Raw genomic sequence first — 26,292 nt, forward strand, 5'->3', positions numbered from 1 at the left:
TACTTATTTTTTACTTTATTAGCTTCTCAATACAGGCGAGCTGTACCAAAATCACCAGTTCCTCTTCCTTATCTTCTGCCGCGATTGCGGCAGGATATACGGCAACGTCCTGGACAGGAGCCTGTGATACCTGCAATGGCAACATAGGCTTACCCGCGGTGATAAGCATCAACAGTGGCAGCACATTCCAGGCTTCTGGCACATTGCTGGCAAGCGCTGTCGGTAATTTCCTGACCTCGGCCAGTAATACAGCGTACACAGCCAATCAGATTTTATATCGCTGTGATGTCGCCGACGCCGATAGTTTATATGAAATGTATGCAACCAATGGCGATGATGCTTATACCGGAAGATATACGACCTCTGAAGTCGATGGAGCCTATTACGATCAGGCTAAAAATGTTGCCGTGCGCATGACCAACCTTAGCACTGGCGAATATTACAGCCGTTACTGGAAACAACGACAATTAACAGCCAATGATTGGTACTCCGATGGTACTTATATTTATATCCCGGCAAGCGCCTTCAGCAACGTGTTATATGAAATGTTTAAGATTGACTCTACGACTTATTATGCTAACTCCGATAACTATTGGCTTGATTCCAGGAGTCAACCGAGGGGATATATTGCATTTAAAGGCCCGGGACTGGATACCAATAGTCTTACGGTCGGAATGGACAGCGCCAGCTATTTTTATGGCTGGTATGGCAACTGGCCAGGTACCTGGAGCAGCTACAGTGACGTGACCTATGTGCGTGGCGCACTTTGTGAAGTGAGGGATTATCCCTCCGTGGTCCTTTTGCCTACGGTCAGTATTAGTACGCTTTCGGCCGGTGGCAGCAGTCAGGCCCCCTTCTCAATCAGTATTGAATGTGAATCAGGGGCTATTTCCAGCACCAATACCTCTTCCTCAAGCTCAGCAAATGTCGCGATGGGTTTTTTAGTTAACCAATCGAACGCTGTCATCCAAGCGACCAATCTGGGATTGGCCACTTCTGGCGGCGGGCTCACCTGGTTGCTTGATACCCACTATGGCAGTAGCGGCGTGGCTTCCGGCGTGGGAATTAAAATTTATAACAGTAATGGCACCGCAATAAACCTGCTGCCAGACCTCACCAGCACGGGAACAGGAAATACCCGAGGATGGTATGCCTACAAAGATCTCACCACATTGGTTTCATCGGACTCCACCAGCATCTATAGCGGGGACTTCACCGCTTCACTGGAAGCCATCGATGGGCAAACTATTACAGCAGGAACAGTCAATGCGCAATTGCAAGTTGTCATCAGTTTTCAGTAAGGCGATGATTTTAATAATGACGATGGTCACTTTTAATGCCTCTGCGGTGGTCAATGTCGACAAAACCCGGGTTATTTTTAATGCCACGGCGAATATGCAGTCGATTAATTTAGTTAACAGCAGTGAAAGCCCGACAATTGTGCAGGTATGGACCGATGATGGCGACATCAATGCCTCACCAGATCAAAGCAGAACCCCGGTGATCGCCTTACCACCTGTTATGAAGATGTTTCCCGGTGAACTCCGTTCATTGCGCCTGATGTTAACATCAAGGGGGGCTATTCCTGCTGACAGAGAAAGCCTCTATTGGCTGAACATTTATCAGATACCTTCACTGAAAAGCGATCTGAATAAAGTTGAGAAGAAAGTGGTGTTGCCCTTGCGGATTCGGCTCAAGGTATTTATACGACCTGAGGGGCTGAATGCACCGCAAATTGCCGACCCAGCAAAAATCCAGTTTCTGACTAAAGACAGGGAGTTAGTTGTAAAGAACCCCACTCCCTGGTACATGAGCATTAATGTCAGCGTCGGCAGTCACGAGATGTTAAAAAATCTTCTTATTGAACCCAAATCTCAGCTGATAGTGCCAGTCAAGGAGGCTCTCAAACCGGGTGAGAAAGTTAAATATGACGTGATCGATGATAATGGTAATCCGGTGAATTACTCCGCAAAAATGTTGCCTCTTGTTTAACTTAGAACTAAGAATTATCTGATGAAAAAACTAATCATCACGGTCGATTTTCTTCATTTAACATTACCTTTACATCTGTTCGGTCGTTGCTATTATAGCGACGCAAAGCAGACACACAGCAACGTGCTGCGAACGAGAGTTTTCCTGGTTTCGAATCTGATGCATTTTAACCCGCGATTCGCGGGTTTTTTCTTTTTAAGACGTGAACGCCAGCTTTAAAGATTGATTAATCTTCAGTTACTGCTTCATTCCAGCGACTGAAAATATCCTTCGCCGCAAAGATACCGTTAAGCGCAGCCGGGAATCCGGCATAAACCGCCATCTGTTGTATGACTTCTGTAATCTCTTCCGGTGTTACCCCAACATTAAGCGCGGCGCTGATATGCACTTTTAACTGCGGCTGAGCCGTGCCGAGCGCAGTCAGCATGGCAACAATGGCCAGCTCTTTCGTGCGATTATTGATCACCGTCCGGGACAAGATATCCCCGTATGAAAACTCAACCACAAACCGGGCCAGGTCAGGCGCTATCTCCATCAGGCTTTGCGTCACGTTTTTACCTGCTCCGGCACTGATGGCCTCAAGTGCCGCCATTCCGCTTGCGTAACGGTCATCAGGGGCAGCCTGAATGACGGGCTGAAAACAGGCGCCACGATCGGCTAACACTTCTTTAGCCACCAGTATGGCGTTCCCGGCGGCAGGAAAACCCGCAAAGACCGCACTGAGCATGATCACTTCAATAACCGCTTCAGGCTCACAGCCTACATTAAGCGCTCCGGCAATATGATACCTGAGCTGTGGCTGCGCATTCCCCATGGCCGCAAGAGCCGCGACGGTACTCAACTGACGGGTCTGCAAGTCAAGCTCGCTGCGTGACATGATTTCGCCATAGCAAAATTCAACCGTGAAACGGGCCAGATCCGGTGCGACATCTTTTAATTGATTCAGTGGACCATCATAGTCGGCTCCGCCAACCTGCTTTAACGTTGCCAGACCTGAATCATAGCGAGTTGATGTTGACATAGTTCTCTCCTGACATGGTTAAGTTGATGAACTCTACAACCCGCGAAAGGATGTGGCGAATACCCTTTCTGTGATACCTTTTTGGTATGAATACTTCTATCGATCTTCGCCAGTTCCGCTACTTCCTTGCCGTCAGTGAGGAGCGTAACTTCGGGCGTGCCGCCCGGCGTCTGCATATTTCTCAGCCACCGCTCAGCAGACAAATCCGGCAATTAGAAGAACAGCTGGGCGTTGAATTATTTATTCGCACCGGGAGTGGTGTCACGCTGACAGCGGCAGGAGAAAAATTTCTTCCGGAAGTGAAACGCACGCTGGCACAGGCAGAAAAAGCGATTGCGGCGGCCAGATCGGCACAAGACGCGACTCAGGGAAAAATCGTTATTGGCTACACCACTGTTTTTGACAGAAGCGTATTTCCCGATGTTTTTTCCCGCTTTCAACAACGCTTTCCCCAATGGCAGCTCATTACCAAAGGCAATCACTCAATCAACCTGGTGCGGGATATCAGGAATGGCATCATGGATGCGGCGTTTATTGGTTTACATACTGATACCGCCGAGCTTGCTACAGAAGTCGTTCACCGGGAATCGATGGTGGTGGCCCTGCCTGCGCATCATGCCCTCGCGCGTAAACGCAAAGTGAGCTTCAGCGATCTCAGCCACGAATCCATGTTCTGGTTTGAGCGTCCGCTGAATCCCGGCTTTTATGATTATTGCCAGTCATTCTTCGATAAAATCGCTTTCCGGCCAACGATGCTGCCAGAACCGCCAGATCATCACATCCTGCTGGGATTGATTGCCGAGGGGAAAGGGTTCGCGCTGATCCCCTCATCATTGAAGAATATTAAACGACAGGGGGTGGTGTTTCGCGAACTGAAACCGCAACCCAGCACGCTGTCAATCGGTGTTAGCGTGGCGTTTCTCAAATCCAATACATCGCCCGCCTTACAGGCTTTGCTTGAGATGGTCAGGAGCGAGTGATAACGCCCGCCAGCGCGGGCGAATGTTCCCAAGCCAGGGATAAATCAGGCACCAAATGCACCATCGATGGTATGCATTGCCCCGGTGACAAATCCTGCTTCCGGGCCAGCCAGCCATGCGACCATCCCTGCGACTTCTTCAGCTCGTCCATGACGCTTGATCGCCATAAACCCGTGCATCAGGTCTTTCAATGGCCCTTCCGCCGGATTCGCATCCGTATCGATGGGGCCAGGTTGCACCACATTTATCGTGATACCACGCGGGCCGAAATCACGCGCCAGTCCTCGCGCCATGCCCTGCAAGGCAGATTTACTCAGGGCGTAAGACGCCATGCCGGGTATCGGCATGCGATCGCCATTGACGGAACCCATGATGATAATGCGCCCACCTTCCGGCATCTGACGTGCCGCCTCGACAGAGGCGAAATATGGCGCATTGATATTGATACGAAACAGCCGCTCAACCTCGTCAGGATCCTGTTCTAACGCATCGCCGAAGGCGATGACACCTGCATTGACGACCAGCACATCCAGCGGGCCACAGTCCCGTACACGGGCAATCACGGCATCGCGGTCTGCGCTATCAGTCTGGAAAGGCTGGCTACCCGTTGATTCAGCAAGTTGTCTGGCGGCGTCGGGCGATCCGGCATAGGTGAAAATAACGTTAGCGCCTTCGGCACAAAAGCGCCGGACAATCGCCGCACCAATTCCCCGGCTGCCGCCGAGCACCAGGACAGACTTACCTTGAAAATAAGACATGGGCACTCCTTAGTGATTTCGGGTAGCCGCCATTGGCTACGATGCAGTCAGTTTAGCTGACGTTGGTTATGACAACGCGACACGTTGTCCGACGAAAGCGAAATGTTGCGTTCTCCGATTAACCTACGGACCAGCGAAAACTTTACCTTTCAAAATCAGCGCGCCCGGCGTAATCTATATATAAACCATATACGTTTCATATAGGCCATGTGATGGGTATCGTAAAAATCTCCGATCTGATGCACGAGAATCTGCGCGTAGCGAGCACGGCGTTAAGCCGCTCGATCAACGCTCAGGCGGAGCATTGGATGAAAATTGGCATGCTGGCCGAACTCTATCCGCAATTAAGCCATCAGGAACTGACACGTCTGCTGATGCGGGTAGAAATCGATGGCGGCTCCGATCTGGCTAAGCTGCTTAACACCTCTTTACTGACACCGCAGGGAACCGCGCAATGAACGACATCAAATTGCATTCACCCCATGAAATTGAACTGGCACGCGCTGCCGGTCATGACGCCGCCAAAGTGCTGGCAATGATCACCCCTTATGTGAAACCCGGCGTCACCACCGACGAACTGGACCGCATCTGTCACGATTTTATCGTTAACGAATTAAAGGTGATTCCGGCCAATATCGGCTACCACGGTTATACCCGCACCACCTGCACTTCCGTCAATCATGTGGTGTGCCACGGTATTCCGGGGGAGAAGAAGCTGAAAGACGGCGATATCGTTAATATCGACGTGGCGATCATCAAAGATGGCTGGTACGGCGACACCAGCCGCATGTATTTCGTTGGCACGCCGTCAGTGCGCGCCAAACGTCTGGTGGAGATCACCTATGAATCGATGGTGGCAGGTATCCGCGTAGTGAAACCCGGTGCCACGTTGGGTGACATTGGCGCTGCCATTCAGCAGGTCGCTGAGAAAGCCGGTTTTTCGGTGGTGCGTGAATATTGTGGTCACGGCGTCGGTGAAATTTATCATGGTGACCCACAAATTCTGCATTACGGTACAGCGGGAACGGGCATGCCGCTGGAAGCGGGTATGATTTTCACTATCGAACCAATGATCAACGCCGGTAAAGCGGGTACCAGCGTGCTTTCCGATGGCTGGACAGTGGTGACAAAAGATCGTTCGTTGTCAGCCCAATGGGAACATACCGTGGCGGTGACGGAAAGCGGGTTTGACCTGCTGACGCCGTGGCCGGACGGCACCGGTGAATACCCGGCCATCTGACATGTCTGACGATGGCGCTTTCCCTGCCAGTGATGTAGGGTAGCGCCATCATTTATTTCAGGGTCAGGATGTTAGCGTGAAAAGTGAAAGCGCGATTTTTGCCGGTGGCTGTTTCTGGTGTACCGAGGCAATTTTTCAGTCCATCGATGGCGTCATCGCAGTAGAAAGCGGTTATATCGGCGGGCATGTTGCCTCCCCGACTTATGACCAGGTGTATAGCGACACCACCGGCCATGCCGAAGCGGTCAGAATCGTGTTTGATGCTGATATCGTCAGCTACGACGATCTGCTGGATATCCACTTCGCGACCCACGATCCGAGCCAGCCGAATATCAAAGAGGGCGTTGAACGTTCCCGCTACCGTTCTGCACTGTTCCCCACCTCAGATGCACAGCGTATCGCCGCCAAACAGGGTATCGCCCGCACTGAGGCGGAAATCGGTAAACCGCTGGTGACCACACTCGAACCACTGAGCGAATGGTATCCGGCCGAAGATTACCATCAGAACTTCTGGGAAAAAGAGGGCCAGGAAAATGCCTTCTGCATGATGAATATCCCCGCCAAACTGCAAAAGCTGCGTAACAAGTTCCCGAAACAGGCAAAAGAAAACCCGCTCTGACTTATCGCACGGGTTGTAGCGGCGTGATTTATCACGCGTTTTTTCCGGCACCGTGCACGGAATTGCGCGATAAATCGCGCCGCTACAGGCCATCTTATCATTAAGAGATTTCTGATAAGATATTGTTTATCTGAGAGAATTTTTCCAGACTATGACCTGGGCGGCGTTTCCGTCATGGCGTTTACCGTTAAAGTACAGGTTGTTTTTCAACCAGCAACGGAACGCTAATAATAGCGTACGTGTTTCCCTCGAATTCAGACCCTATAACGGAAAGCCCTATTTTGTGTTAACCGCATTCCCGGAACTTTAGATATGGACCGAATCAATATCAGCGCTCTTGATGATCTCATTGGTATTTATTTCGGGCAGGACTATGACCTGTTTGACGACAGTGAAGAAATAGAACCCAAAATCGATGCATTCCTGGCGGCATCCCATAAAGGGATGCGTCATGCCGTGATTGATGACATCGATCTGTTCCTGAAAGAATGTGATGATGTGGATAAAGATTTCAGAGCACATTACAAACGCACATTCTCTCCCGAACTCTGGGGCACTACGCCCGCCGCCTTTCTAAAACTGGTCAGAGACAAAATCAGCCAATCCATCAATTAAACCGGCCGCCGCTCAGTCACCGGGCGGCGTCATCTCATCAATCACTTCGGTGATCCGCTGAATCACCCGTTGTGCCGCACGCGACAGCTGACGGGAAGGGGCAGTACACAGCGCCAGCGTCAGTGGGCGCAATACGCTGTTTTTGAGCGGCACAAAGTTCAGCTGCTTTTCTTCCACTTCACTCATCACATCCAGCAGGCTTAACACGCAGATGCCCGTGCCCTGGGCAATCAGACTGCGGATCAGCCGGATATCATTACAGGCGATGATATTATCCGGTTCCAGCCCCTGCTTGCGATACAACGCGGCGACGCGTTCATGCACCACCAGCGATTCGCCGGGGATAATATGGCGTTCACCACTCAGCTCACTGAGCGATAACGATGTCCGGCCACTCAGCGCATGTTCTGGTGGCAGCACCACTCCCATTTCCAGTTCAGCAAATGCCAGCACTTCGAGGCCACTTTGTCCGGCGGGGTCGAGAATCAGGCCAAAATCAATTTCCGCCTGGCGGATTAACTGGCTGATGGCATGGCTGTTATCCACCGTCAGTTCCAGCCGCAGCCACTGATGTTGCTGGGCAATGTCCGCCAGCGCATCAGCCACTTTACCTTTGGTCAGCGACTGCACCAACCCGGCGCTGACGTTGCCGCGTTTTAGCCCCTGAATATCATCAAAACGCTGGCGGGTGACGCGGAACTCGCGCTGCCAGCGCATCACATCGTCATACAACAATTCACCGGCGGTCGTCATGCGCAGGCCATCCGGCAGGCGCTCAAACAGCGGCGTGCCAAAACTTTCCTCAGCCTGCAAAATTTGCCGGTTAATCGCTGAGGCGGATACATGCAACTTTTCCGCCGCTTTGCGCAGACTGCCGCTGCGCGCCACCTCGGCAAAATAAACCGCAAATCGGGAAAATGGACTCATGCTTCACCTGTACTAATTTTTGCAACACATAATTGAATTAATGCTGATGGATTTGTACAGGGTTAATTATCAACAATGACCAGACAAAAATGAAGTCTTTTAATGTGAGCAACCGACAGGACATCGCTATGAACACCATCACCCCACCCGCCCACTGCACTTTTGAACCTGATGACTGGTTGCGTCTCGCCAGTCAATGGCACCCGGTGGCACGTTCCTGTGACATCGCCGGTGCCCCCACCAAAGCGGTGCTGCTGGATGAGCAGCTGGTGGTGTATCGCATCAAAGGTCAGGTGGTGGTGGCGCGCGATGTGTGTCCGCATCGTGGTGTGCCGCTGACGCTCGGCTTTCATGATGAGGAAGGGGTGGTTTGTCCTTATCACGGCCTGCGCTTCGGTGAAGGCGGACGGTGTAACCGCATCCCGTCCAGCCCCGGACAGCCAATCCCCGCCAAACTCAATCTGATTAACTATCAGGTGGAAGAACGTTACGGGCTGATCTGGGTGTGCATGGCCCCGGACGCTGACAACCCTGCTCCGCTGCCGGTGATGCCGCACTGGGACGATGCCGGATTCCAGCAGATTAACTGCCCAGGCTTCGATGTTAACGGCTTCGCCGGTCGTCAGGTGGAAGGTTTTCTCGACGTGGCGCATTTCGCCTGGGTGCATACCGAAACCTTTGCTGACCCGGAGAACCAGACCGTTCCGCCTTATCACCCCATCGAAACCGCCTATGGTTTCGCGGTGGATTACTGGAGTTCCGTCAGTAACTTCGCCGCCGACAGCGGCCAGCAGGCACCGGAAGGCTTCGAGTGGCTGCGTCATTTTGAGATGCACCTGCCGTTCACCGCCACACTGACAATCCATTTTCCCGGCGAGGCGCGACTGGTGATCATGAATGCCGCCTCACCGGTTTCAGCACGCAAAACCCGCATGTTCGCCCCGATTGCCCGCAATTTTGATCTGCACATTCCTGTGGAAGATGTCCACGCCTTTAACCAGCGCGTTTTCGAGGAGGACCGGCTGATGGTGGAAACCCAAATGCCAGAACGCCTGCCGCTTGACCTGACGCTGGAGGCACATATCCCGGCCGATCGCAGCTCGATCGCCTATCGTCGCGGCCTGAAACGGATGGGCTTCGGTGAGTTTTTCCTGGTCTAATGGAGGCGATGATGAGCAACGTTTTACGGGTGGTGGTGGATGGGATTTATCGTCAGGGTCGTCACAATCTGGGGATTAATCTGGTGGCAGAAAATGGCCAGCCTTTACCGTGCTGGCAACCGGGTGCGCATATTGATGTCCACCTGCGTGAGGGGTTGGTACGGCAATATTCACTGACCGGACACAGCGAAAACACCGGCCACTACCAGATTTGCATCGCGCGCGATAAACAATCGCGTGGCGGATCACGCTATGTGCACGAGGTGCTCCGCCCCGGCCAGGTGATCGACATTTCTCCGCCACGTAACCTTTTCCCGCTCACCACCGCAGGCAAAGTGATTCTGATGGCGGCGGGGATCGGTATTACACCGCTGTACGCCATGGCACAGGCGCTGGAAACCGCCGGTGTCGCCTTTGTGCTCCATTACTATGTCAGGGAACGGGGTGACGAGGCATTTTTGCCGGAATTATCCCAACCCTTTCAACACGGTTTTTGCGAAATCTGGCACAGCAGCGAAGGACGCAGTCCGCGCAATCATGCCCCGGCAGAATTGCTGGATCCGGCAGAAGATACCCATCTCTATCTGTGCGGTCCGGAGGGCTTCATGGCCCATATGCGTGCCACGGCAACGCAGCACGGCTGGCATGAGGAGAATATCCATATTGAGGCCTTTAAGCCCCTGACGACTGCCCTGACGAGTGGCAACGACGAGAGCTTTACCGTCACCCTCGCCTCCAGTGGTCAGCAATGGCCGGTGCCGCCAGAAAAGACCATCGCCACGGTGTTACTGGAAAACGGCGTCGATGTTCCGCTTTCCTGCGAGATGGGCATGTGTGGTGCCTGTCTGACGCGCGTGACCGCAGGGGAAGCCGATCATCGCGATACGGTACAATCAGACGCCGAGAAAAGCGCGGCTGAGCAATATATCGCCCTGTGCTGTTCGCGCAGTTTGTCACGCAACCTGGTGATTGATCTTTAGCACATTTCCCACAGGTTATAGCCCACGCCAGCAAGGGCGACCAGCAGCAGAAAGCATTGGGATAACACCTCCAGCCGCCGCTGCTGTTTGCCCGTCACCCAGTGACGTACCACCAGGATGTAACACATCATCACGCTGAAATCGAACACCATCCACACCCCTGTCAGCACCATCAGGCTGGTGCTAACGTGAGGCGTAACGCTGATAAATTGAGGAAATAGCGCGGCGAAAAACAGAATATCTTTCGGATTTGCCACCCCGACCCAAAAACCCTGACACACCCCGCCCTGCATAACATGTTGCTGCCCAGCGGGTGCTGCTGGCGCGGTTAATCCCCGCCATGCGCCAAAACCGATATAGCCGCACCCCGCCAGTGCCGCGATGCGCAAACTTAGTGTATTGATCGACACCAACCCCACCAGCATCAGGGTTGCCAGCGCAATCAGCACCAGCGACGCACCATGCGCTCCCATCACCGTGGCCAAGGCCCGCCGTGTACCATGGCGCGCAGCGGTGCCGGTTACCAGCGCCACCACCGGGCCTGGCGTCACTAATAAGGTGAGAACGGTCAACATATAGGTACTGAGCAACACCAGGTTCATGAGCGACATCGTTAGAGAAAAAGGAAGTGCAGTATCCCCCGCGCTGATCCGGTTGAAAAACGGATAAAACTGACGTTGAATATGAGTTTTAGTCACAATAGAACATGATAATGTCACTTCCTCCGCTCTATGCTCTGCGCGCCTTCGCCTGTGCCGCCCGGCTTGGGTCCTTCAGCCAGGCCGCTGCTGTGTTGCATGTCACCCCTGGAGCCATCAGCCGTCATATCCGTACGCTGGAAACCGTGTTTGGCTGTGAACTCTTCATCAGGCGTGGGCCAAAGGTGGAAGTCAGCCCGGCGGGAAAAATACTGGCGCTGCAATTGCAGGAGGGATTCGACAACCTTGAACGCGCCTGTGCCGCCTTCAGCCAGCAGGGTAAAGCATTGCGTCTGAAAGCGCCGTCAACGCTGACCATGCGCTGGTTGCTCGATGTTTTGCAGGCTTATCGTGAGCAAAACTCAACACAACCCGTCGCCATCACCAGCGTCTGGATGGAAACTGACAGTGTCGATTTCAGCCATGAGCCTTTTGATTGTGCCATTCTGCTCGGCAACGGTGATTTTGGCCCTGATAGCGAAAGTCGGCTGTTATTTAAAGAGTGGCTGATTCCACTGTGTGCCCCGCCCCTTAAACACCAGGCGCAGCAGGATCTGGCCAGCTGTGAATTCATTCATCCCACGGCCGATCGGCGCGACTGGCGGCGCTGGTTGCACGCCACCGGGTACACACCTGTCCCCAATCTCTGGCAAGGCAAGGTGTTCGACACACTTGAACAAGGCAATATGGCGGCAATCAGCGGCCACGGCATTTCGGTGGGTGACCTGATGTTGAGTCTGACTGCGGTGCGCGATGGACTGCTGGCCTTGCCTTTTACCCAGGCGGTGGCAACCGGTGACGGATATTACTTTGTCTGCCCGCGCGTCGGTGCCAAAACCTCCCAGACCGAAGCATTGTGGTGTTGGCTAAAAGAACATGTCCCTGCCGAACTGCCAGATGGGGTGGAACGGTTAAACAGCGGCGCTTAGAACATTAGGCTGGAAATTATTTTGTAGCTATCTAAATCAACGAAAATAATTTTAACGACAGAATTTAAACCCGGCAAAATTGCAAACTTAGGATTATTCCTAGACCACCATAATTAAAATCACCGCTACAGTTATTCTTGCTTCACGAGGTAAAAGAAGCACGTACCGTTAATCGCCAAATACATCGATGAGGAATAAACAATGACACAACGTCGTGGTGGTTCAGGTAACTTTGCAGAAGATAAGCAGCGCGCGGCTGAAGCGGGTCGCAAAGGTGGTCAGATGAGTGGTGGGAACTTCCGCAATGACCCGGAGCGCGCCATCGAAGCTGGCCGAAAAGGTGGAAAAATCAGTCGCCGCAAGTAACGAAAACATCCAAATATTCCATATTCATTTCTTCCTTTTGTGGGAAATTCTTTCCTGACGAACATGGTAAGTGCTATCGGAGAGTTATTTTCCCACAAACACCAGGATATTCCCCGCCATCTTATACAAACAGACCATTTAATTTGTACAAGGATATTTTCCTTGTACAAATTAAAACAAAACCAAAAATCAATATATCTCAATTAATAAATGGACCTGACAATAACTAACCTTATAAAAAGTCGTCATTTCTTGCATTTGTGATGCTACTTTCCTGAAGCCTATGTGTTTCGCTGTGGCGGATTATGCAAAGTGATATTTTGATGACTTGTACAGAATCACAACATAAAGCGCGATAAATCGCGCCGCTACAATGCCGCAGCGCGTTATCGCAGGTTTAACGCTTAATGTTCTGCCATTTGCGCAGGCAGCCGCAGTGATGTGCGCTGTTTCACCACGTCGTCCGCAGTCACCGCAGGCGCAGCATTGCCCCAGCTGTTACGCAGGTAAGTCGCTACCGCCGCCACCTGAGCATCCGAGAGTTTCCAGGCAAAGGATGGCATCGCACCGCTGGTAGGATTGCCGGCGGTGACAGCCCCGCGGCCCCCCTGCAACACGGTGGTGATGATAGATGATGTATCCTCCGCCATCAGTCCCGGATTCCCTGCCAGGCTGGCCGCCAGGTTGGGTATGCCTTTACCATCACTGTTATGGCAGGCGCTGCAATTGGCCGAATAGACATTTTCCCCCATCTTCATTTGTGCAGTATCCGCAGACAGGGGCTGCGGGCGTTGCGTTGCTGAAGCCGGTACCGATTTCAGATACACCGCAATCGCCTGCAAATCCTGATCGGTCAGATGCTGAGTCGAGTTGGTCACCGCCTCAGCCATCGGACCCGATGCCACCGCGACATGGTTGCTGCCCAGCTTCAGGTACTGCACGATTTGCTCATTGCTCCAGCCACCGATGCCGGTGTAATCATTCGGCGTGATATCCGGTGCGTGCCACTCCGCAAGGTTGCTGCCTTGCAAATAATCGCTGGTGTCACCGCCAATCAGGTTTTTCGCGGTATGGCATGCGGCGCAGTGTTCCGGCCCTTCCACCAGATACGCCCCGCGATTCCACTCAGCGGAATGATTCGGATCCGGCTGGAAACCGGCGTTTTTAAAGAACAGCAGATTCCATCCCATCATCGCCAGACGGATGTTATACGGGAAGCCGAGGTGGGTTTCCGGCACCTTATAGTGCACCGGCTGCACGGAACGCATATACATCCACAAATCGTGCATATCCTGATCGGTCAGCTTAACGTAGGCGTTATAAGGCATCGCCGGATAAAGGTTCTCACCCTCTTTGCCTTTGCCATGGCGTACCGCGCGGAAAAAATCCCGCTCAGTCCAGCTGCCAATACCGGTTTCCACATCCGGCGTGATGTTGCTGGCGTAGATGCCACCAAATGGCGTGCTGATCGCATAACCTCCGGCCAGATGCAATTTGCTCTCCGGCATGGTGTGGCACGCGGTGCAGTCACTGGCAATCGCGACATAGCGACCACGAGCCACCGCCGCAGCATCATCCGCACCTGGCGGCTGGCTGGTCAGCACATCCTGACTGGCGACATCATCCGCCGACGTGTTCCCGTTTTGCCACAGCAAGGCCGCAGCCACGGCGGCGGCCACAATGACCACGCCACCTGCAATCGTTGTTTTTTTCATGTCACACCTTCACCAGCGGGCCAGGGTTTTTCCGGTACTGCTCGATAATGGCTTTCGCCGTCCACAGACTGAGTGCACCAATGGTGCCAGTGGGGTTGTAACCCGCATTGTTCGGAAAGGACGATGCCCCGAGAACAAACAGGTTATGAACATCCCAGCTCTGTTGATAACGGTTCAAAACGCTGGTTTTGGGGTCGGTGCCCATCACCGCACCACCAATGGTGTGATCGCTGGCGAAGTTATAAGGGGAATAGCTATCCGATGCCGAGTTGGTGCCAATCACCTGTTGAGCGCCCATCGCTTTACCAATTTCGACGCTTTTTTCTTCGATGAACCTGGCTGAGCGACGGTCGTTCTCGTTGTAGTCATAGGTGACGCGCAGCAGTGGATTGCCGTTGTCGTCTTTGTATTCCGGGTCGAGATCGAGATAGTAATCTTCATGCGAGTAACTGGTGCCCTGACCGAAGATAAAGGTGGCGTTCTGGAACGCGTGGGTATACGCCTGTTTCCACTCTTTACCCCAGCGCGGCGTACCCGGTGGCAGCACATCGGCGTTACCAATCGGTCGTGCACCACGCGCGACCACCAGAATACCCGCACCGCCGATAAAACCGAGGCCGGTATGGTCGAAGTTGTCACCGTTATAGTCATCAACCTGCTGCGATAACGCACCGGCCCCGATGTACTGATTAAGGTTCTCATCCGCGAAAAACAAATTGGCACCGGACACGGTCTGGAAACTGTAAGCACGACCCACCACGCCGGTTTTGCTCACCGGATCGTAAGGCTTACCAATTTGCGACAGCAGCAACAGGCGCACGTTTTGCATCTGGAATGCGGACAAAATCACGATATCCGCTGGTTGCTCCCACTCTTTCTTGTTCTTGTCGATATAGGTCACGCCGGTGGCCGTTTTACCGTCGGCGGCTTTATTGACGCGTACGACGGCAGAATCCGTCAGCACGGTGAAGTTTTCACGCTGCATCAGCGCCGGAATCACACAGGCGTTGGGGCTGGATTTGGAGAAGTTGCCGCAGCCGTAATACAGGCAGTAGCCACAATAGGTGCAGGGCCCCATACGCACGCCCAGCGGATTAACATAGGCGCGCGAGGCCTGCCCGGCAGGCACCATAAATGGATTGAGACCCAGCTTCTTCGCGCCATCCCGGAACAGATCGGTCAGACGCATACTTTCCAGCGCGGGCAGCGGATATTCGCTGCTGCGATTACCTTCGAACGGGTTGCCATCGGGGATGATTTCGCCATTCAGCTTGCCCGCTTTGCCCGACACCCCGGCAATCTTCTCGAAACGGTCATAGAAAGGTTCCAGTTCGTCATAAGTGACGCCCCAGTCCTGCAAAATCAGCCCTTCGGCGATTTGTTTTTTGCCATAGCGGGTGACAGTTTGCGTGTAAGGTTCAAAATCGAACGGGGTAAAACGCCAGGCCATCCCGGCCCAGTGCGTGCCGGAACCACCGACGTTGTAGCCCAGTTCGTTCAGGTTCCACTCACGCGACGGCAGCGCGGTCTGGCTGCGATTGTTACGGAACGTGGTGGTTTCCACTGCGGGCGGCAGCAGCATACTGCGACGGGTATCCCAGCGCAGTTCATCGGTATCAATCGAAGGGGGGAAGTCAGTCGCGGTTTCAAACCACGGGCCACGTTCAATGGCAACGACATTCAAACCAGCACGGGTCAGCTCTTCGGCGATCAAAGAGCCACACCAACCCAGACCGACGATGACGACATCAGCTTTTGGACGGACATTATTCATGTTCAGAACTCGTTATTGCGGGAGTTAAAGGGTGTTATCAATCAGGCTGGTAGGAATGATGTTGAGCTTCTGCCCTTTCTTCGCCAGCAGGTCACGGAAGTCGTAGCGTGCGCCAGGGAAACCAATCATCTTCCAACTGGCCATCTCTTTATTGCCGCCGTAGATCGGATCAGAGAGGAAGCCTTCACGGACGTTTTGCAGCAGCAGTTCGAAGAACACCTTCGTTTCCACCTGCTCGCCGAGATCCAGTTTGTTATTCTCCATCGCCTGCAATACCGCATCCTGTTGATCACCGTTTAGTGCCACAAAGGTTTTGCCATACTGTTTTTGCGTCGCGTTATCGAGCGCCGCAAGGCCCAAACGATAGCGTTGTGCGGGAGTCAGCGGTGACTGTGGGCCTTGTTCCGGAGTGCCTTTCACAAAGCGGCCAAGACGATAGACCGCGACCGCGTTACCGTAATCACCGGCCAGCTGCCGATCGATAAAAATGGCGCAGCCCGCGTCTTTGCCGCTGATGCTCATATCATCAGCCGGAATAAAACGTTCGGCGATGGCACCCACGGTGTCGAATTCGTGTTGCGTGAGGTATTGCAGCCCACCTTTTTTCGGCGGTGCGAGTGGCGTTTGCACTTTGCCCGGTTCCCACGGCTGCCCGCCATTGACGACTTCAGCCTGCGCCAGCGTGGGGATCGAGGACGCCACTCCCAATGCGGTGATGGAGGTGAGAAATTCTCTGCGTTTCATATTTTCCCTGCCAATGAATTTGTCACATTGCTCACCGGGCTAAATAACAGACGTGTTTTAGCCTGGCGATAAACTTGCCATAAAGAAAAACTGTATGAATTAAATACAGACGTGCCCATTGGGCGTTTAATAATCAGAATAACAACGAGGTAAGAAGCTTTACATTCAAATCAAAGAATTAAATAAATTTTAACAACGACGCAAAGGTTAATTTCTCACCCTGCATTTTGAAAGGGTTTTCTTGATGGTTTCCCATCATGGATTTTTTTAATTCTTGTTGAGATCAGTTGTACAGTGCGTTTTTGTTTCGCAACATTTAGTTGCTTGCAAGCGATGCTCTCCTGAGCATAATACGGCGCAAAAATAAGCCCTGCTGTGATGTAAAACGCAAACTTAGCTGCCGGATAATGCGGCACAATTTTTATACTGGTGCGCTGAGGAAAAAATGAAAAAACTCACCCTGATTAAAGTGGCCGAACTGGCCGGGGTTGGAATTGCGACCGTCGACAGGGTGTTAAATGAACGTGGCGGCGTCCGGCCAGAAACAGCGCGCAAAGTGTTGCGCGCCGCGCGTCAGGCGGGTTTGCAGCGTTTGCTGCCGGAGGAATCACAGCAACCGTGGCAAATTGAGGTCTTTTTAAGCAGCAACAACACCTGGTTTTTCCGTCAGCTGGCGGAGGAATTCGCCCATATTGCCGATCGGCTTGGCTATCGAAAAATTAAATTATTCCGTACGCTGGTGGCGGAATCACAACCCGAAAAGCTGGCAGAAAAGATAAATAAAAGTAGTGAGTTGCGCGACGGTATTATCGTCTTTGGTCACGATTATTCGGTTATTCACCAGGCATTATCAGCGTGCCAACAAAAATCGGTTCCGGTGATTTCACTCGCCACTGACTTACCCGAATCGCATCGTTTATGTCATGTGGGAATAAATCAATATCAGGCCGGGCGCACTGCCGGTTTATTAATGAGCCGCAGTATGCCGACGGAAGGCGACGTCATTATGGTCAGTGGGCGTTTTGATTTTCGCGCCCATATTCAACGTATTTCCGGTTTCCGCGATGCTATCAGCCAGCGCGCCCCCTGGCTGCGGCTGCGTGAAGTGCTGGCCGGTGAAGATGAACGCCACAAAATACGCACCCTGTTACACCAGACATTACAGCAATCAAACAATGTGGTCGGCTTATATAATTCCGGCGACAGCAATAGCGATATCAGCGAACTGCTGCACCAACATGGTCTGGCTGGTCACTGCTGCTATATCACCCATGAGCTGTATGATGTGACGCACCGTTTATTACAGGAAGACGTGCTGGCCTATACCCTCGACCAGAACGCACGCCAGCATGCGGAGCTGGCCACACAGCTGCTGCTGCGTCATCTGGAGCAAGGCTACCAGCCTGATTTATATCAGGATGGCAGCGTAGAACTAAGGATTGTCACCGCCGAAAACCTCCCGCACAATCGATAAAACTCTGTACAGAGTGGTAGCGGCGCGATTTATCAGGCTTAAACAGCAAAAGGAGCGACAACGATGGCAGCACGGGAACATCATTATCAGGTGACGGTTCGCTGGACCGGCAATCGCGGTGACGGCACCGCCAGTTACACCGCTTATGATCGCAATGGCGAGCTGCTGGCGAACGGCAAACCCACCATGCCGCTGAGTGCCGATCCCGCCTTTCGAGGTGACGCAACACGCTGGAACCCGGAAGAGTTGCTGCTGGCAGCAGCCTCAGCCTGCCATAAGTTGTGGTATCTGCATCTATGCGCTGATGCCGGAATTATTGTCGAAGGTTATGAGGATGCAGCAGAAGGGACGATGGTGGAAGGCACGCGCGGTCGGTTCACACAAATCACCTTAAAACCGCGCATTACCTTGCGCAACCCGGCGGATGCTGACCGCGCGCGGGGGCTGCATCATCAGGCTCATGAGGCCTGTTATGTTGCCAACTCCTTTAACTTTCCAGTGAACTGCGAACCCCGCTTCGATTAAGTTTCAGGCCGCGCCGGCCAGCGCAGGTTGCCACAACCGCACCCCGTTACGTCCGGCGCGTTTCACCTGATACAAGGCTTCATCGGCATGGCGTAACCAGTAGCCGAGCGATTCCGAACTGGCGGCAGCGGCAATGCCAATACTGACCGAGCAACTGTAATCGGCTGACGCGGGCAAACGCAGCTGCGCAATCTTTTCTTTCAAACGTTCCGCCAGCGCCACCACCGATTCATCACAAGCGTGATGCACAATCACCCCCAGCTCATCGCCGCCAAAGCGGGCCGGAATATCCTGTATCCCAACATAATTGCGCAACAACGCCGAGATTTCCGCCAGCAAAAAGTCACCAGCTTCATGGCCCCAGGTATCGTTGACCGCCTTAAAATTATCGACATCGATCAGCAGCAGATAGGCGGAACTGTCGCCCCGGCGCGTGCTAAGGAATTCGCTCTCCAGTCGCCGTTCGAACAAGCGCCGGTTGGGGATTTCTAACCCCGGATCCATCAGCGCGATGCGCTCCAGTTCGCGGTTACGTTTGCGCAATTGCCAGGTCAGATTGTAGGAAGCTACGCTCAGCGCCAGCATATACACCGTCGCCAGGGGCAACGTCAGCCAGACTGTCTGGGTACTGAACGCCCAATGGAAACTCGTGCCATCGAACAGCCACACCACCATAAAGGCGCAAAAGAATGCCTGAAGGGCCGCCAGCAGTTGCGCCCCACCGCCTGCGGCATAGCGGTCTGAAGCCAGCACCGCCATGATGACAAACGACGGCATCGGACTCATTCCCATCAGCGCCACCCAGATGCCACCAAAAGCCGCATCCAGGGTCAGATTCCGTCTCTCCGTCGCGGTGGAGTCTTCCGCACGTAACGCGAGGCGATAAGCGACCCAGGGCCAGATAAAGGCGTTGATAAATAACAAACCACAGAATGCCAGGCCGCGATTCATTTCCAGCAGCACCGAGAGGATCGGGAAAAAACACAGGATCGTGCCAAGCTGGCGCATCAGGAACATGCGACGGACGAAGCGTACAGAACGTCGCTTCAGGTGGTTATCATCAGGTGAGTAGTAATTCATTCACAGGAAATATCAGATCGTCAAGAAATCCAGTTTATCGGAAAAGCACGAACCCGAGCGGACTTTTTCAGATTTTTTCCCTTGTGCATTAGTAACAGAATAAATTTCTAACGATCTGCGAGTAAAACCAGCATCGCAGGCCATACAGGCGGCCCGCGATGCATTTTTTATTTAGCGGGCAGTTCCCTGTAAACGGAACTGTGCCACCAGACGTTCCAGCATCACCGCCTGTTCTTCCAGCGAGTTAGCCGAAACCGATGAAGCGCTCACCAGAGACGCGTTTTGCTGAGTGGTGGTATCCAGTTCACCCACCGCGCGGGCAATCTGTTCAATACCGCGACTCTGCTCATCCGAGGCTGCCGAAATCTCTTCCATGATTTCATTAACGCGCGCAATGCTGCTGAGGATGTGATCCATGGTTTCACCGGCGCGTGCCACCTGCTGATGACCATTGCTAATGCGGCTGACCGATTCGCTGATCAACTGTTCAATGTCTTTTGCGGCCTGCGAGCTACGCTGCGATAAGTTACGCACCTCACTTGCTACCACCGCAAAGCCACGGCCCTGTTCACCGGCGCGCGCCGCTTCGACCGCCGCGTTCAGAGCCAGGATATTGGTCTGGAAAGCGATGCTGTTGATCACTGCGGTGATATCAGCGATTTTCTTCGAACTTTCCGAAATCTCGCCCATGGTACTCACCACATCCCGTACCGCGACACCGCCCTGATTGGCATTGCGGGTGGCCTCTGCGGCAATCTGGCTGGCCTGACGGGCGTTTTCAGCATTGTTTTTCACCGTCGCGGTGAGCTGCTCCATGCTGGCGGCCGTTTCGACCACCGCCGCCGCCTGCTGTTCGGTACGCGAAGACAGGTCAAGGTTGCCCTGATTGATGGCACTGGCCGCGTGCGACACGCTGCTGACGCTGCTTAACACATCGCCAATCATGCTGCGCAACCGTTCGTTCATTCTCCCCATCGCCGACGTCAGCTTGCCGAGTTCATCATGACGATCGGTGGCAAACTGCGAGCTAAGATCGCCATTGGCAATGCGCTCCGCCAGTTCAAGGTTATGAAAGACCGGCTGAGTAATCTGGCGGATGATGTACCAGGCCACCAGAACACCAAACAGAATCGCCAGCCCGCCAATCAGCAATAACAGCGCCGAGGAACCGTTAGCCAGTTCATCATTGCGTGCTTTCACGATGGTGATGATTTGTTTGATCGCCGCACTGCTTTTATCGCCCGCGACTTTCACGCCATCTTCCGCGCTACGCAGCTGCGTATAAGCCTGTGCTGACTGCAGACTGAGATCTTTAAAACGTTCGGTATCCTGCCACAGCGCGTTAAATCCACCCTGCTGTTCCGGCGGTAATTGCGCCAGCAGCGCCTTCATCCCTTGTTCCGCCTGGCTGAAATGGGTTTCCAGCGTTTTGCGCAACGGTTCGCTGACGTTAAAACGCAGCGCCAGCGCTTCTTCGCGCACGTTGCTGATGGCGAATAACTGGTCGTAGATTTGGTTGGTCAGTTCAGGAGTGGCAACCGGGGTACGGATCAGTTGCGTATAGCGTGAGGTGGTGTCCTGCTGGCTGATGCTATCGAGCTGCGCGCGCAGGCTATTAAGCTGCTGTGTCGCCTGGGTCATCGCCCCAATACGCTGCTGAAAATCCGCCAGATAAGTACTGATATTGCGGATGATTTCCGTGCCGCCATCTGACCAGTTAAGCTTTTTGGCCTCATCGGTGAGTTGCTGCGCGTGAGTCACATACTTCGCCATTACCGCGCCTGACGCATCATCGCCATAGAGATATTTAAGGCGGTTAATTTTCGCCTGGAAGACCTCAATATTGATGTCATAAATCAGGTTGGTTTTCTGATAGATATTATGGATTTCATTAAAGCGCTGCACACTCAGCCCGGAGGCTAGCGCCACCAGCAGCAGCACGATGCCGAATCCCGCCGATAATTTTCTGGTGATGCGCACGTTCCGCAATCGCGATACCAATCCCATGTTTCCCACTCCTGCGTTTTTCGTTTTTGTTAAGTTTGCTGCTGGAGTTATCGGAGGAATTGCGGAATTGTTTATCGTAAGGTGCACAAAAATGCGCGAGTCATCACACCGCCCGCAGCGGGGCGGCGTGATGTTGGGTAATTTATCCCTGCCAGCGACGGAAAATCAGGCTGGCATTGACCCCGCCAAAGCCAAATCCATTGGAAAGCACGTACTCCATCGGCATCGGGCGAGCCGTCAACGCTACCAAATCAAGACCGGCGGCCGCCTCGTCGGGCTGATGCAGATTCAGCGTCGGCGGTGCCAACTGGTCACGCAGCGCCAGGATGCTGAAAATCGCCTCAACCCCGCCTGCCGCACCCAGCAAATGCCCGGTCGCGGATTTGGTTGAAGTGATCGCCACGGGATTGTCGGCGAAAACTGAACGGATCGCTGCCAGCTCACCTTTATCTCCTACCTGCGTTGACGTGGCGTGCGCGTTGATATGCTGGATAGCGTCAGGCGTGATCCCTGCCTGACGAATCGCCGTCTCCATCGCCCGGCGAGCGCCGCTGCCATCTTCCGGTCCGGCGGTCAGATGGTAGGCATCAGCGCTGGTGCCATAACCCACTACCTCCGCCAGCGGTGTAGCACCACGCTCCAGCGCATGCTCCAGCGATTCAATCACCAGCAAGCCCGCCCCTTCGCCCATCACAAAACCGTCACGCTGCTGATCAAAAGGACGCGAGGCGCTGGCGGGTTGATCGTTAAAACCACTGGAAAGCGCTTTCGCCGCGGCAAAACCGCCGAGGCTAACGCGATGGATTGCCGCCTCGCTTCCGCCACACAAAGCAATATCCGCCTCGCCACTGCGAATCAGCCGCGCGGCATCACCAATCGCCTGCGCACCGGCGGCACAGGCGGTGACGGGCGCGCCAATCGGGCCGCGAAAGCCATGCGCAATCGAAACATGACCGGCGGCCAGATTGGCTAAAAACGAGGGCACGGTGAACGGTGATAAACGGCGCGGACCGCGATTGTTGGTGGTTTCTACCGCCGCCGCGATTTCGTTAAAGCCGCCGATACCGGTGGCAATGATGGTCGCGGTACGCTCACGCAGCGCCTCCAGCTGTGGGAACCAGTTGGCCTGCGTCAGGGCTTCCTGAGCCGCAACCAGCGCGAATTCGATAAAGCGATCCATTTTTTTGCGCTCTTTGGCCGGGATAACCGCCAGCGGGTCAAAACCATGTTGCGGATCCTGTTCAACCGAAGGCACCTGGCCCGCCACTTTGCAGGGAATATCCTGCGCGATAGCTTCAGGTAACGGGCTGATGCCGGACTGCCCTTTCACCAGGTTACGCCAGACATGTTCCACACCACATCCCAACGGGCTGACAATACCCATGCCAGTCACGACGATGCGCTTTAATGAGATATCCATATGATCTCCGGATAGTGAGACTTAAGTTTTTGGCACTTTCATAAACGGCACCAGCAAGGCGGCGATAAAAAACCCGATCATGATTAGCCAGAAAGCGTCCGCGAAAGCCTGGGTTTTGGCTTCGCGGAGCGTAAGTGCCGCAAGATTTTTCAGCGCGGCGGTCTGTGCAGCATCGGGGCTGAAGCCCTGTTTTATCAGTGCTGCGGTGGAAGATTGCATAAATTCGCCCAACGACAGACTGGCGCTATTGAGATGGTCCGCGAGGCGACTGTAATGCAGGTTTGTTCGATCATTAAGTATAGTGCCGCACAGCGCGATGCCGATGGCGCCGCCCAGGTTGCGCATCAGATTAAACAACCCGGATGCCAGTTTGAGACGCGCTGGCGGCAGGCTGCCGAGGGTCAGCGTCACCGTCGGTGCCACCGCGAACTGCTGGGCCATGCCGCGAAAGGCCTGCGGCAACAACAGTTGTTCTGCACCCCAGTCGTGGGTGATAGGTACAAAGCTGTACATCGATACACCAAAAGCAATCAACCCGGCGGCCAGCAGCCAGCGCAAATCCACCCGATTGGCTAACCAGGAATACAGCGGGATAGAAAGCACCTGAAACAGGCCGGTGGAGAAGATCGCCAGCCCAATTTGCAATGCGCTATAGCCGCGCACCGTGCCGAGAAACAGCGGCGTCAGATAGATGGTGGCAAAAATGCCGACCCCGGCCATAAAGGAAAAATAACAGCCGAGGGTAAAGGTGCGGTCTTTTAACGCGTATAAATCCATTACCGGTTGCTTGTGACGCAGCGTGCGCACAATAAACAGCACCCCGCAAATCAGCGCCAGCCAGCCGGTGAGGGTCAGTGTACTATCATCAAACCAGCCCCAGCGCGGACCTTCTTCCAGCGTGTATTCCAGGCATCCCAGCGACACCGCCAGCAGGACAATGCTGAGATAATCGGCACCACGCAGCAACGAGGTATCCGGCGAATCAATGTTCACCAGCGCGGGCACGGCGAACGTGATGTAGATACCCGGCAGGATGTTGATAAAGAACAGCCAGTGCCAGTTAAAATTCTCGGTGATCCAGCCGCCGACGGTAGGGCCAAGGGTAGGTGCCAGCGAGGCCAGACCGCCGATGGTGGCGGCAGCGATCACCCGCTGTTTTCCCTGAAAGAACGCAAACGCCGTGGTGAACACCAGCGGAATCATCGAACCACCCGCCAGCCCCTGCAACGCGCGGAAGGCAATCATGCTTTGAATATTCCACGCCCAGCCGCATAACACGCTCATCAGGGTAAAACCTGCTGCTGAGGCGGCGAATAGCCAGCGCGTAGACATCACCCGAGCCAGCCAGCCGGAAAGCGGGATGATGATGATCTCTGCAATCAGGTAGCTGGTCTGCACCCAGACGGTTTCATCATCACCTGCCGATAGCCCCCCGCCGATATCCCGTAACGAGGCGGAGACGATTTGAATATCCAGCAAGGCGATAAACATCCCCAGACACATGGTGGCAAAGGCAATCACCTTCTGGCTGACCGGCATCTGCAATGTCGGGATGGCAGGCAGAGCCGTCTGGTTGCTCATGGCAAGGGCTTCTCATCAACCGTTACCGTCACTGACAGCCCAGGGCGCAGCAGACCGAGATTCGCCGCATCCCCCTCCAGCGCGATACGCACCGGTACGCGCTGAACAATTTTGGTGAAATTACCGGTGGCATTTTCCGCAGGCAGGATACTGAAACGCGAACCGGTAGCCGGAGACAGGCTGACAACATGGCCGCTAAAGGTACGCCCCGGCAGCACATCGGCAACGATCTGCGCCTTTTGTCCCGCCTGTAAATGCGCCAGCTGGTTCTCTTTAAAATTGGCATCCACCCATAATCCCTGCGCGGGCACCAGCGACAGCAACTGGGTGCCACTGGTGACATAAGCCCCTGACCAGGCGCGTCGGTTGCCGATCACGCCATCGAAAGGCGCACGGATTTCGGTATAGCTCAGGTTGAGTTTTGCCATTTCCAGCCCCGCCTGCGCCTGGACCAGCGCCGCCTGGGTCTGCTTTTCACGCGCATCCAGCACCATCAACTGACGCACGGCGACGTTTTTGTCGGCGCGCGCCTTACCCTCCTGGGCCACCGCCTGATGATAATCGGCCTGCGCATATTCGCGGGTTTGCGCCGAAACGATAGAATTCAACGCCAGCGCACCATAACGTCGGCTGTCCCCGGCCGTTTTCTCCGTCACCGCCTGAGCGGCATTCACCGCCGCAGACGACCCGACAATGGTCGCCAGCTGCAATTCACGCGTAGCGGCGATATCGGCCAGTGCCGCCTGTTGCGCATCCACCTCACCACTGGCCTGCATCAGCGCGGCCTGATAATCACGCGCGTCGAGCCGCACCAGCAGCTCGCCTTTTTTCACGCGCATGTTGTCCTGCACCGCAATATCCTGCACGTAGCCCGCCACTTTGGCGGAGATGGCGCTAATATCACCACCAACATAGGCATCATCGGTTGACTCGATAAAGCGACCCGATTGCCACCACCACAGGCCGTAGCCGGATGCCAGCACCGCCGCTGCAATAACCACCACCGGAATCACCACGCGTTTGTTCATGGCTGCTCGCCTTTTTGCGTCTGCGGCATAAACTTCAGCGCGGCCTCACCCGCGCGTTTTTTCTGCAAATATTCGTGCCGATAGTGCAGGATGGGAGCCGCTGCGGGGGCCGGAACCATGCTGTATTTATCTGAGGTGATCGGCTGTCCGGTGGTGCTATCCACCATAATGGGCTGCACCGGACGCTGAGTGGCGGTTTCCACCAGCTGCATCTGACGACCTTCCGGCGAGAAATGGCGGCTCCCCCATTCTGCCAGCGCCAGCATCACCGGCCGGAAATCCCGTCCCAGTTCGGTGAGACGGTATTCGTAACGCGGCGGCGTGCTGCTGTAGCACACCTTTTCCAGCAGACCATCTTCCACCAGCTCTTTCAGGCGGCGGGACAGGATGTTAGGCGCGATGTCGGCGCTTTTCTGGAACTCATCAAAACGGGTAAATCCGGCAAAGGCATCGCGCAGGATCATCATGCTCCAGCTGTCGCCAATCCTCCCGAGGCTGCGTGCAATGGGGCATGGGGTCTGACAAAGCGGTTCGTTTTTCATGGTGCTGGCTCAGATAAGGTCTTAATGCGCACAGATTTCCATAGTCACTTTCAAAATGCAAGTGACTATATTGACGGCAGCTCAGAGTGCGAAGTGATTGAGTCAGGTGGATAGGGC

Annotated in this window: 26 protein-coding genes and 1 pseudogene; 13 read left to right on the forward strand and 14 right to left on the reverse strand. The window is 54.2% G+C overall.

Annotated elements, in window-relative coordinates:
* Positions 1-5 precede the first annotated feature (5 nt).
* Together stbD and HA50_RS30480 are read left to right on the forward strand one after the other, a co-directional pair.
* On the forward strand, positions 6-1,301 hold the full coding sequence (stbD, locus tag HA50_RS30475; protein WP_420872895.1) for a fimbrial usher protein StbD: 1,296 nt from the start codon (positions 6-8) through the stop codon (positions 1,299-1,301).
* 16 nt (positions 1,302-1,317) lie between these two features.
* The gene (locus HA50_RS30480; protein WP_244193729.1) at positions 1,318-1,992 is read left to right on the forward strand and encodes a fimbrial assembly chaperone; all 675 of its coding nucleotides are present in this window, start codon (positions 1,318-1,320) and stop codon (positions 1,990-1,992) included.
* A gap of 226 nt (positions 1,993-2,218) precedes the next feature.
* Here HA50_RS30480 and HA50_RS31960 read toward each other — a convergent pair whose 3' ends face one another.
* Positions 2,219-2,584 carry a carboxymuconolactone decarboxylase family protein gene (locus HA50_RS31960; RefSeq protein WP_244193737.1) on the reverse strand — a complete coding sequence of 122 codons (366 nt, stop codon included), beginning with the start codon at positions 2,582-2,584 and terminating at the stop codon, positions 2,219-2,221.
* Positions 2,585-2,668: 84 nt separating this feature from the next.
* Positions 2,669-3,013, reverse strand: a pseudogene (locus tag HA50_RS31965) (carboxymuconolactone decarboxylase family protein); the annotation flags it as partial.
* A gap of 86 nt (positions 3,014-3,099) precedes the next feature.
* Between HA50_RS31965 and HA50_RS30490 the strand changes: the two are divergent.
* Positions 3,100-3,993: a LysR family transcriptional regulator gene (locus HA50_RS30490; protein WP_084881120.1), complete on the forward strand. Its 894-nt coding sequence runs from the start codon at positions 3,100-3,102 to the stop codon at positions 3,991-3,993.
* Between the two features lie 44 nt (positions 3,994-4,037).
* Here HA50_RS30490 and bdcA read toward each other — a convergent pair whose 3' ends face one another.
* Complete coding sequence (bdcA, locus tag HA50_RS30495) at positions 4,038-4,751, reverse strand: SDR family oxidoreductase (protein ID WP_084881121.1); 714 nt, start codon at positions 4,749-4,751, stop codon at positions 4,038-4,040.
* Between the two features lie 212 nt (positions 4,752-4,963).
* On the opposite strand from bdcA, the gene HA50_RS30500 reads away from it, so the two are divergent.
* The 4 genes from HA50_RS30500 to HA50_RS30515 all read left to right on the forward strand — a co-directional run bounded on the left by HA50_RS30500 (position 4,964) and on the right by HA50_RS30515 (position 7,225).
* A complete protein-coding gene (locus tag HA50_RS30500) occupies positions 4,964-5,209 on the forward strand; it encodes a ParD-like family protein (protein WP_084881122.1) in 246 nt (81 codons plus the stop codon).
* Positions 5,206-5,991 carry a type I methionyl aminopeptidase gene (gene map / locus HA50_RS30505; RefSeq protein WP_084881123.1) on the forward strand — a complete coding sequence of 262 codons (786 nt, stop codon included), beginning with the start codon at positions 5,206-5,208 and terminating at the stop codon, positions 5,989-5,991. The genes HA50_RS30500 and map overlap by 4 nt, the downstream gene beginning before the upstream one ends.
* A gap of 76 nt (positions 5,992-6,067) precedes the next feature.
* Entirely contained in the window at positions 6,068-6,610 is a 543-nt protein-coding gene (gene msrA, locus HA50_RS30510; protein WP_084881124.1) for a peptide-methionine (S)-S-oxide reductase MsrA, read from the forward strand.
* Between the two features lie 312 nt (positions 6,611-6,922).
* On the forward strand, positions 6,923-7,225 hold the full coding sequence (locus HA50_RS30515; RefSeq protein WP_084881125.1) for a contact-dependent growth inhibition system immunity protein: 303 nt from the start codon (positions 6,923-6,925) through the stop codon (positions 7,223-7,225).
* A 12-nt stretch (positions 7,226-7,237) separates the two neighbouring features.
* Here the strand turns inward: HA50_RS30515 and HA50_RS30520 are convergent, their stop codons facing one another.
* Positions 7,238-8,152 carry a LysR family transcriptional regulator gene (locus HA50_RS30520; protein WP_084881126.1) on the reverse strand — a complete coding sequence of 305 codons (915 nt, stop codon included), beginning with the start codon at positions 8,150-8,152 and terminating at the stop codon, positions 7,238-7,240.
* Between the two features lie 128 nt (positions 8,153-8,280).
* On the opposite strand from HA50_RS30520, the gene hpxD reads away from it, so the two are divergent.
* Positions 8,281-9,312, forward strand: coding sequence for a molybdenum cofactor-independent xanthine hydroxylase subunit HpxD (gene hpxD, locus HA50_RS30525; RefSeq protein ID WP_084881127.1), 1,032 nt, complete (start codon positions 8,281-8,283; stop codon positions 9,310-9,312).
* A gap of 11 nt (positions 9,313-9,323) precedes the next feature.
* The gene (locus tag HA50_RS30530) at positions 9,324-10,292 is read left to right on the forward strand and encodes a PDR/VanB family oxidoreductase (protein WP_084881128.1); all 969 of its coding nucleotides are present in this window, start codon (positions 9,324-9,326) and stop codon (positions 10,290-10,292) included.
* On the opposite strand, the gene HA50_RS30535 is transcribed toward HA50_RS30530, so the two are convergent.
* Positions 10,289-10,894, reverse strand: a complete 606-nt coding sequence (locus HA50_RS30535; protein ID WP_084881220.1) for a LysE family translocator — start codon at positions 10,892-10,894, stop codon at positions 10,289-10,291. The two genes, HA50_RS30530 and HA50_RS30535, sit on opposite strands and share 4 nt — an antisense overlap.
* Before the next feature lie 110 nt (positions 10,895-11,004).
* On the opposite strand from HA50_RS30535, the gene HA50_RS30540 reads away from it, so the two are divergent.
* The gene (locus HA50_RS30540) at positions 11,005-11,919 is read left to right on the forward strand and encodes a LysR family transcriptional regulator (RefSeq protein ID WP_084881129.1); all 915 of its coding nucleotides are present in this window, start codon (positions 11,005-11,007) and stop codon (positions 11,917-11,919) included.
* A 201-nt stretch (positions 11,920-12,120) separates the two neighbouring features.
* A complete protein-coding gene (locus HA50_RS30545) occupies positions 12,121-12,285 on the forward strand; it encodes a con-10 family general stress protein (protein ID WP_013511857.1) in 165 nt (54 codons plus the stop codon).
* 404 nt (positions 12,286-12,689) lie between these two features.
* On the opposite strand, the gene HA50_RS30550 is transcribed toward HA50_RS30545, so the two are convergent.
* The 3 genes from HA50_RS30550 to HA50_RS30560 are packed head-to-tail and all read right to left on the reverse strand — an operon-like array spanning position 12,690 to position 16,518.
* Entirely contained in the window at positions 12,690-14,000 is a 1,311-nt protein-coding gene (locus HA50_RS30550) for a c-type cytochrome (protein WP_084881130.1), read from the reverse strand.
* A gap of 1 nt (position 14,001) precedes the next feature.
* On the reverse strand, positions 14,002-15,774 hold the full coding sequence (locus HA50_RS30555; RefSeq protein WP_084881131.1) for a GMC family oxidoreductase: 1,773 nt from the start codon (positions 15,772-15,774) through the stop codon (positions 14,002-14,004).
* A 24-nt stretch (positions 15,775-15,798) separates the two neighbouring features.
* Positions 15,799-16,518 carry a gluconate 2-dehydrogenase subunit 3 family protein gene (locus tag HA50_RS30560; RefSeq protein ID WP_084881132.1) on the reverse strand — a complete coding sequence of 240 codons (720 nt, stop codon included), beginning with the start codon at positions 16,516-16,518 and terminating at the stop codon, positions 15,799-15,801.
* A 445-nt stretch (positions 16,519-16,963) separates the two neighbouring features.
* On the opposite strand from HA50_RS30560, the gene HA50_RS30565 reads away from it, so the two are divergent.
* Positions 16,964-17,992: a LacI family DNA-binding transcriptional regulator gene (locus HA50_RS30565; RefSeq protein ID WP_084881133.1), complete on the forward strand. Its 1,029-nt coding sequence runs from the start codon at positions 16,964-16,966 to the stop codon at positions 17,990-17,992.
* Between the two features lie 63 nt (positions 17,993-18,055).
* A complete protein-coding gene (locus HA50_RS30570; protein ID WP_084881134.1) occupies positions 18,056-18,517 on the forward strand; it encodes an OsmC family protein in 462 nt (153 codons plus the stop codon).
* 3 nt (positions 18,518-18,520) lie between these two features.
* Here the strand turns inward: HA50_RS30570 and HA50_RS30575 are convergent, their stop codons facing one another.
* The 6 genes from HA50_RS30575 to HA50_RS30600 form a co-directional block, all read right to left on the reverse strand.
* On the reverse strand, positions 18,521-19,597 hold the full coding sequence (locus tag HA50_RS30575) for a diguanylate cyclase (RefSeq protein WP_084881135.1): 1,077 nt from the start codon (positions 19,595-19,597) through the stop codon (positions 18,521-18,523).
* 171 nt (positions 19,598-19,768) lie between these two features.
* On the reverse strand, positions 19,769-21,604 hold the full coding sequence (locus HA50_RS30580) for a methyl-accepting chemotaxis protein (RefSeq protein WP_084881136.1): 1,836 nt from the start codon (positions 21,602-21,604) through the stop codon (positions 19,769-19,771).
* Positions 21,605-21,746: 142 nt separating this feature from the next.
* Positions 21,747-23,024 (reverse strand): beta-ketoacyl-ACP synthase II, encoded by a 1,278-nt coding sequence (gene fabF / locus HA50_RS30585; protein ID WP_084881137.1) that lies wholly within the window; start codon positions 23,022-23,024, stop codon positions 21,747-21,749.
* Positions 23,025-23,045: 21 nt separating this feature from the next.
* On the reverse strand, positions 23,046-24,605 hold the full coding sequence (locus HA50_RS30590; RefSeq protein WP_084881138.1) for a DHA2 family efflux MFS transporter permease subunit: 1,560 nt from the start codon (positions 24,603-24,605) through the stop codon (positions 23,046-23,048).
* Positions 24,602-25,633, reverse strand: a complete 1,032-nt coding sequence (locus HA50_RS30595; protein ID WP_084881139.1) for an HlyD family secretion protein — start codon at positions 25,631-25,633, stop codon at positions 24,602-24,604. The genes HA50_RS30590 and HA50_RS30595 overlap by 4 nt, the downstream gene beginning before the upstream one ends.
* Positions 25,630-26,175, reverse strand: a complete 546-nt coding sequence (locus tag HA50_RS30600; protein ID WP_084881140.1) for a winged helix-turn-helix transcriptional regulator — start codon at positions 26,173-26,175, stop codon at positions 25,630-25,632. Before HA50_RS30600 ends, HA50_RS30595 begins: the two co-directional genes overlap by 4 nt.
* Between the last annotated feature and the right edge of the window lie 117 nt (positions 26,176-26,292).

Origin of the sequence: Pantoea cypripedii (assembly GCF_002095535.1) — a bacterium.
GTDB lineage: Bacteria > Pseudomonadota > Gammaproteobacteria > Enterobacterales > Enterobacteriaceae > Pantoea > Pantoea cypripedii.

Excerpts from the sequence above, each read along its gene's own strand:
- HA50_RS30480 (WP_244193729.1), top strand. The coding sequence starts at position 1,318 with ATGACGATGGTCACTTTTAATGCCTCTGCGGTGGTCAATGTCGACAAA.
- HA50_RS31960 (WP_244193737.1), bottom strand. The coding sequence starts at position 2,584 with ATGGCGGCACTTGAGGCCATCAGTGCCGGAGCAGGTAAAAACGTGACG.
- HA50_RS30490 (WP_084881120.1), top strand. The coding sequence starts at position 3,100 with ATGAATACTTCTATCGATCTTCGCCAGTTCCGCTACTTCCTTGCCGTC.
- bdcA (WP_084881121.1), bottom strand. The coding sequence starts at position 4,751 with ATGTCTTATTTTCAAGGTAAGTCTGTCCTGGTGCTCGGCGGCAGCCGG.
- HA50_RS30500 (WP_084881122.1), top strand. The coding sequence starts at position 4,964 with ATGGGTATCGTAAAAATCTCCGATCTGATGCACGAGAATCTGCGCGTA.
- map (WP_084881123.1), top strand. The coding sequence starts at position 5,206 with ATGAACGACATCAAATTGCATTCACCCCATGAAATTGAACTGGCACGC.
- HA50_RS30515 (WP_084881125.1), top strand. The coding sequence starts at position 6,923 with ATGGACCGAATCAATATCAGCGCTCTTGATGATCTCATTGGTATTTAT.
- HA50_RS30520 (WP_084881126.1), bottom strand. The coding sequence starts at position 8,152 with ATGAGTCCATTTTCCCGATTTGCGGTTTATTTTGCCGAGGTGGCGCGC.
- hpxD (WP_084881127.1), top strand. The coding sequence starts at position 8,281 with ATGAACACCATCACCCCACCCGCCCACTGCACTTTTGAACCTGATGAC.
- HA50_RS30530 (WP_084881128.1), top strand. The coding sequence starts at position 9,324 with ATGAGCAACGTTTTACGGGTGGTGGTGGATGGGATTTATCGTCAGGGT.
- HA50_RS30535 (WP_084881220.1), bottom strand. The coding sequence starts at position 10,894 with ATGAACCTGGTGTTGCTCAGTACCTATATGTTGACCGTTCTCACCTTA.
- HA50_RS30540 (WP_084881129.1), top strand. The coding sequence starts at position 11,005 with ATGTCACTTCCTCCGCTCTATGCTCTGCGCGCCTTCGCCTGTGCCGCC.
- HA50_RS30545 (WP_013511857.1), top strand. The coding sequence starts at position 12,121 with ATGACACAACGTCGTGGTGGTTCAGGTAACTTTGCAGAAGATAAGCAG.
- HA50_RS30550 (WP_084881130.1), bottom strand. The coding sequence starts at position 14,000 with ATGAAAAAAACAACGATTGCAGGTGGCGTGGTCATTGTGGCCGCCGCC.
- HA50_RS30555 (WP_084881131.1), bottom strand. The coding sequence starts at position 15,774 with ATGAATAATGTCCGTCCAAAAGCTGATGTCGTCATCGTCGGTCTGGGT.
- HA50_RS30560 (WP_084881132.1), bottom strand. The coding sequence starts at position 16,518 with ATGAAACGCAGAGAATTTCTCACCTCCATCACCGCATTGGGAGTGGCG.
- HA50_RS30565 (WP_084881133.1), top strand. The coding sequence starts at position 16,964 with ATGAAAAAACTCACCCTGATTAAAGTGGCCGAACTGGCCGGGGTTGGA.
- HA50_RS30570 (WP_084881134.1), top strand. The coding sequence starts at position 18,056 with ATGGCAGCACGGGAACATCATTATCAGGTGACGGTTCGCTGGACCGGC.
- HA50_RS30575 (WP_084881135.1), bottom strand. The coding sequence starts at position 19,597 with ATGAATTACTACTCACCTGATGATAACCACCTGAAGCGACGTTCTGTA.
- HA50_RS30580 (WP_084881136.1), bottom strand. The coding sequence starts at position 21,604 with ATGGGATTGGTATCGCGATTGCGGAACGTGCGCATCACCAGAAAATTA.
- fabF (WP_084881137.1), bottom strand. The coding sequence starts at position 23,024 with ATGGATATCTCATTAAAGCGCATCGTCGTGACTGGCATGGGTATTGTC.
- HA50_RS30590 (WP_084881138.1), bottom strand. The coding sequence starts at position 24,605 with ATGAGCAACCAGACGGCTCTGCCTGCCATCCCGACATTGCAGATGCCG.
- HA50_RS30595 (WP_084881139.1), bottom strand. The coding sequence starts at position 25,633 with ATGAACAAACGCGTGGTGATTCCGGTGGTGGTTATTGCAGCGGCGGTG.
- HA50_RS30600 (WP_084881140.1), bottom strand. The coding sequence starts at position 26,175 with ATGAAAAACGAACCGCTTTGTCAGACCCCATGCCCCATTGCACGCAGC.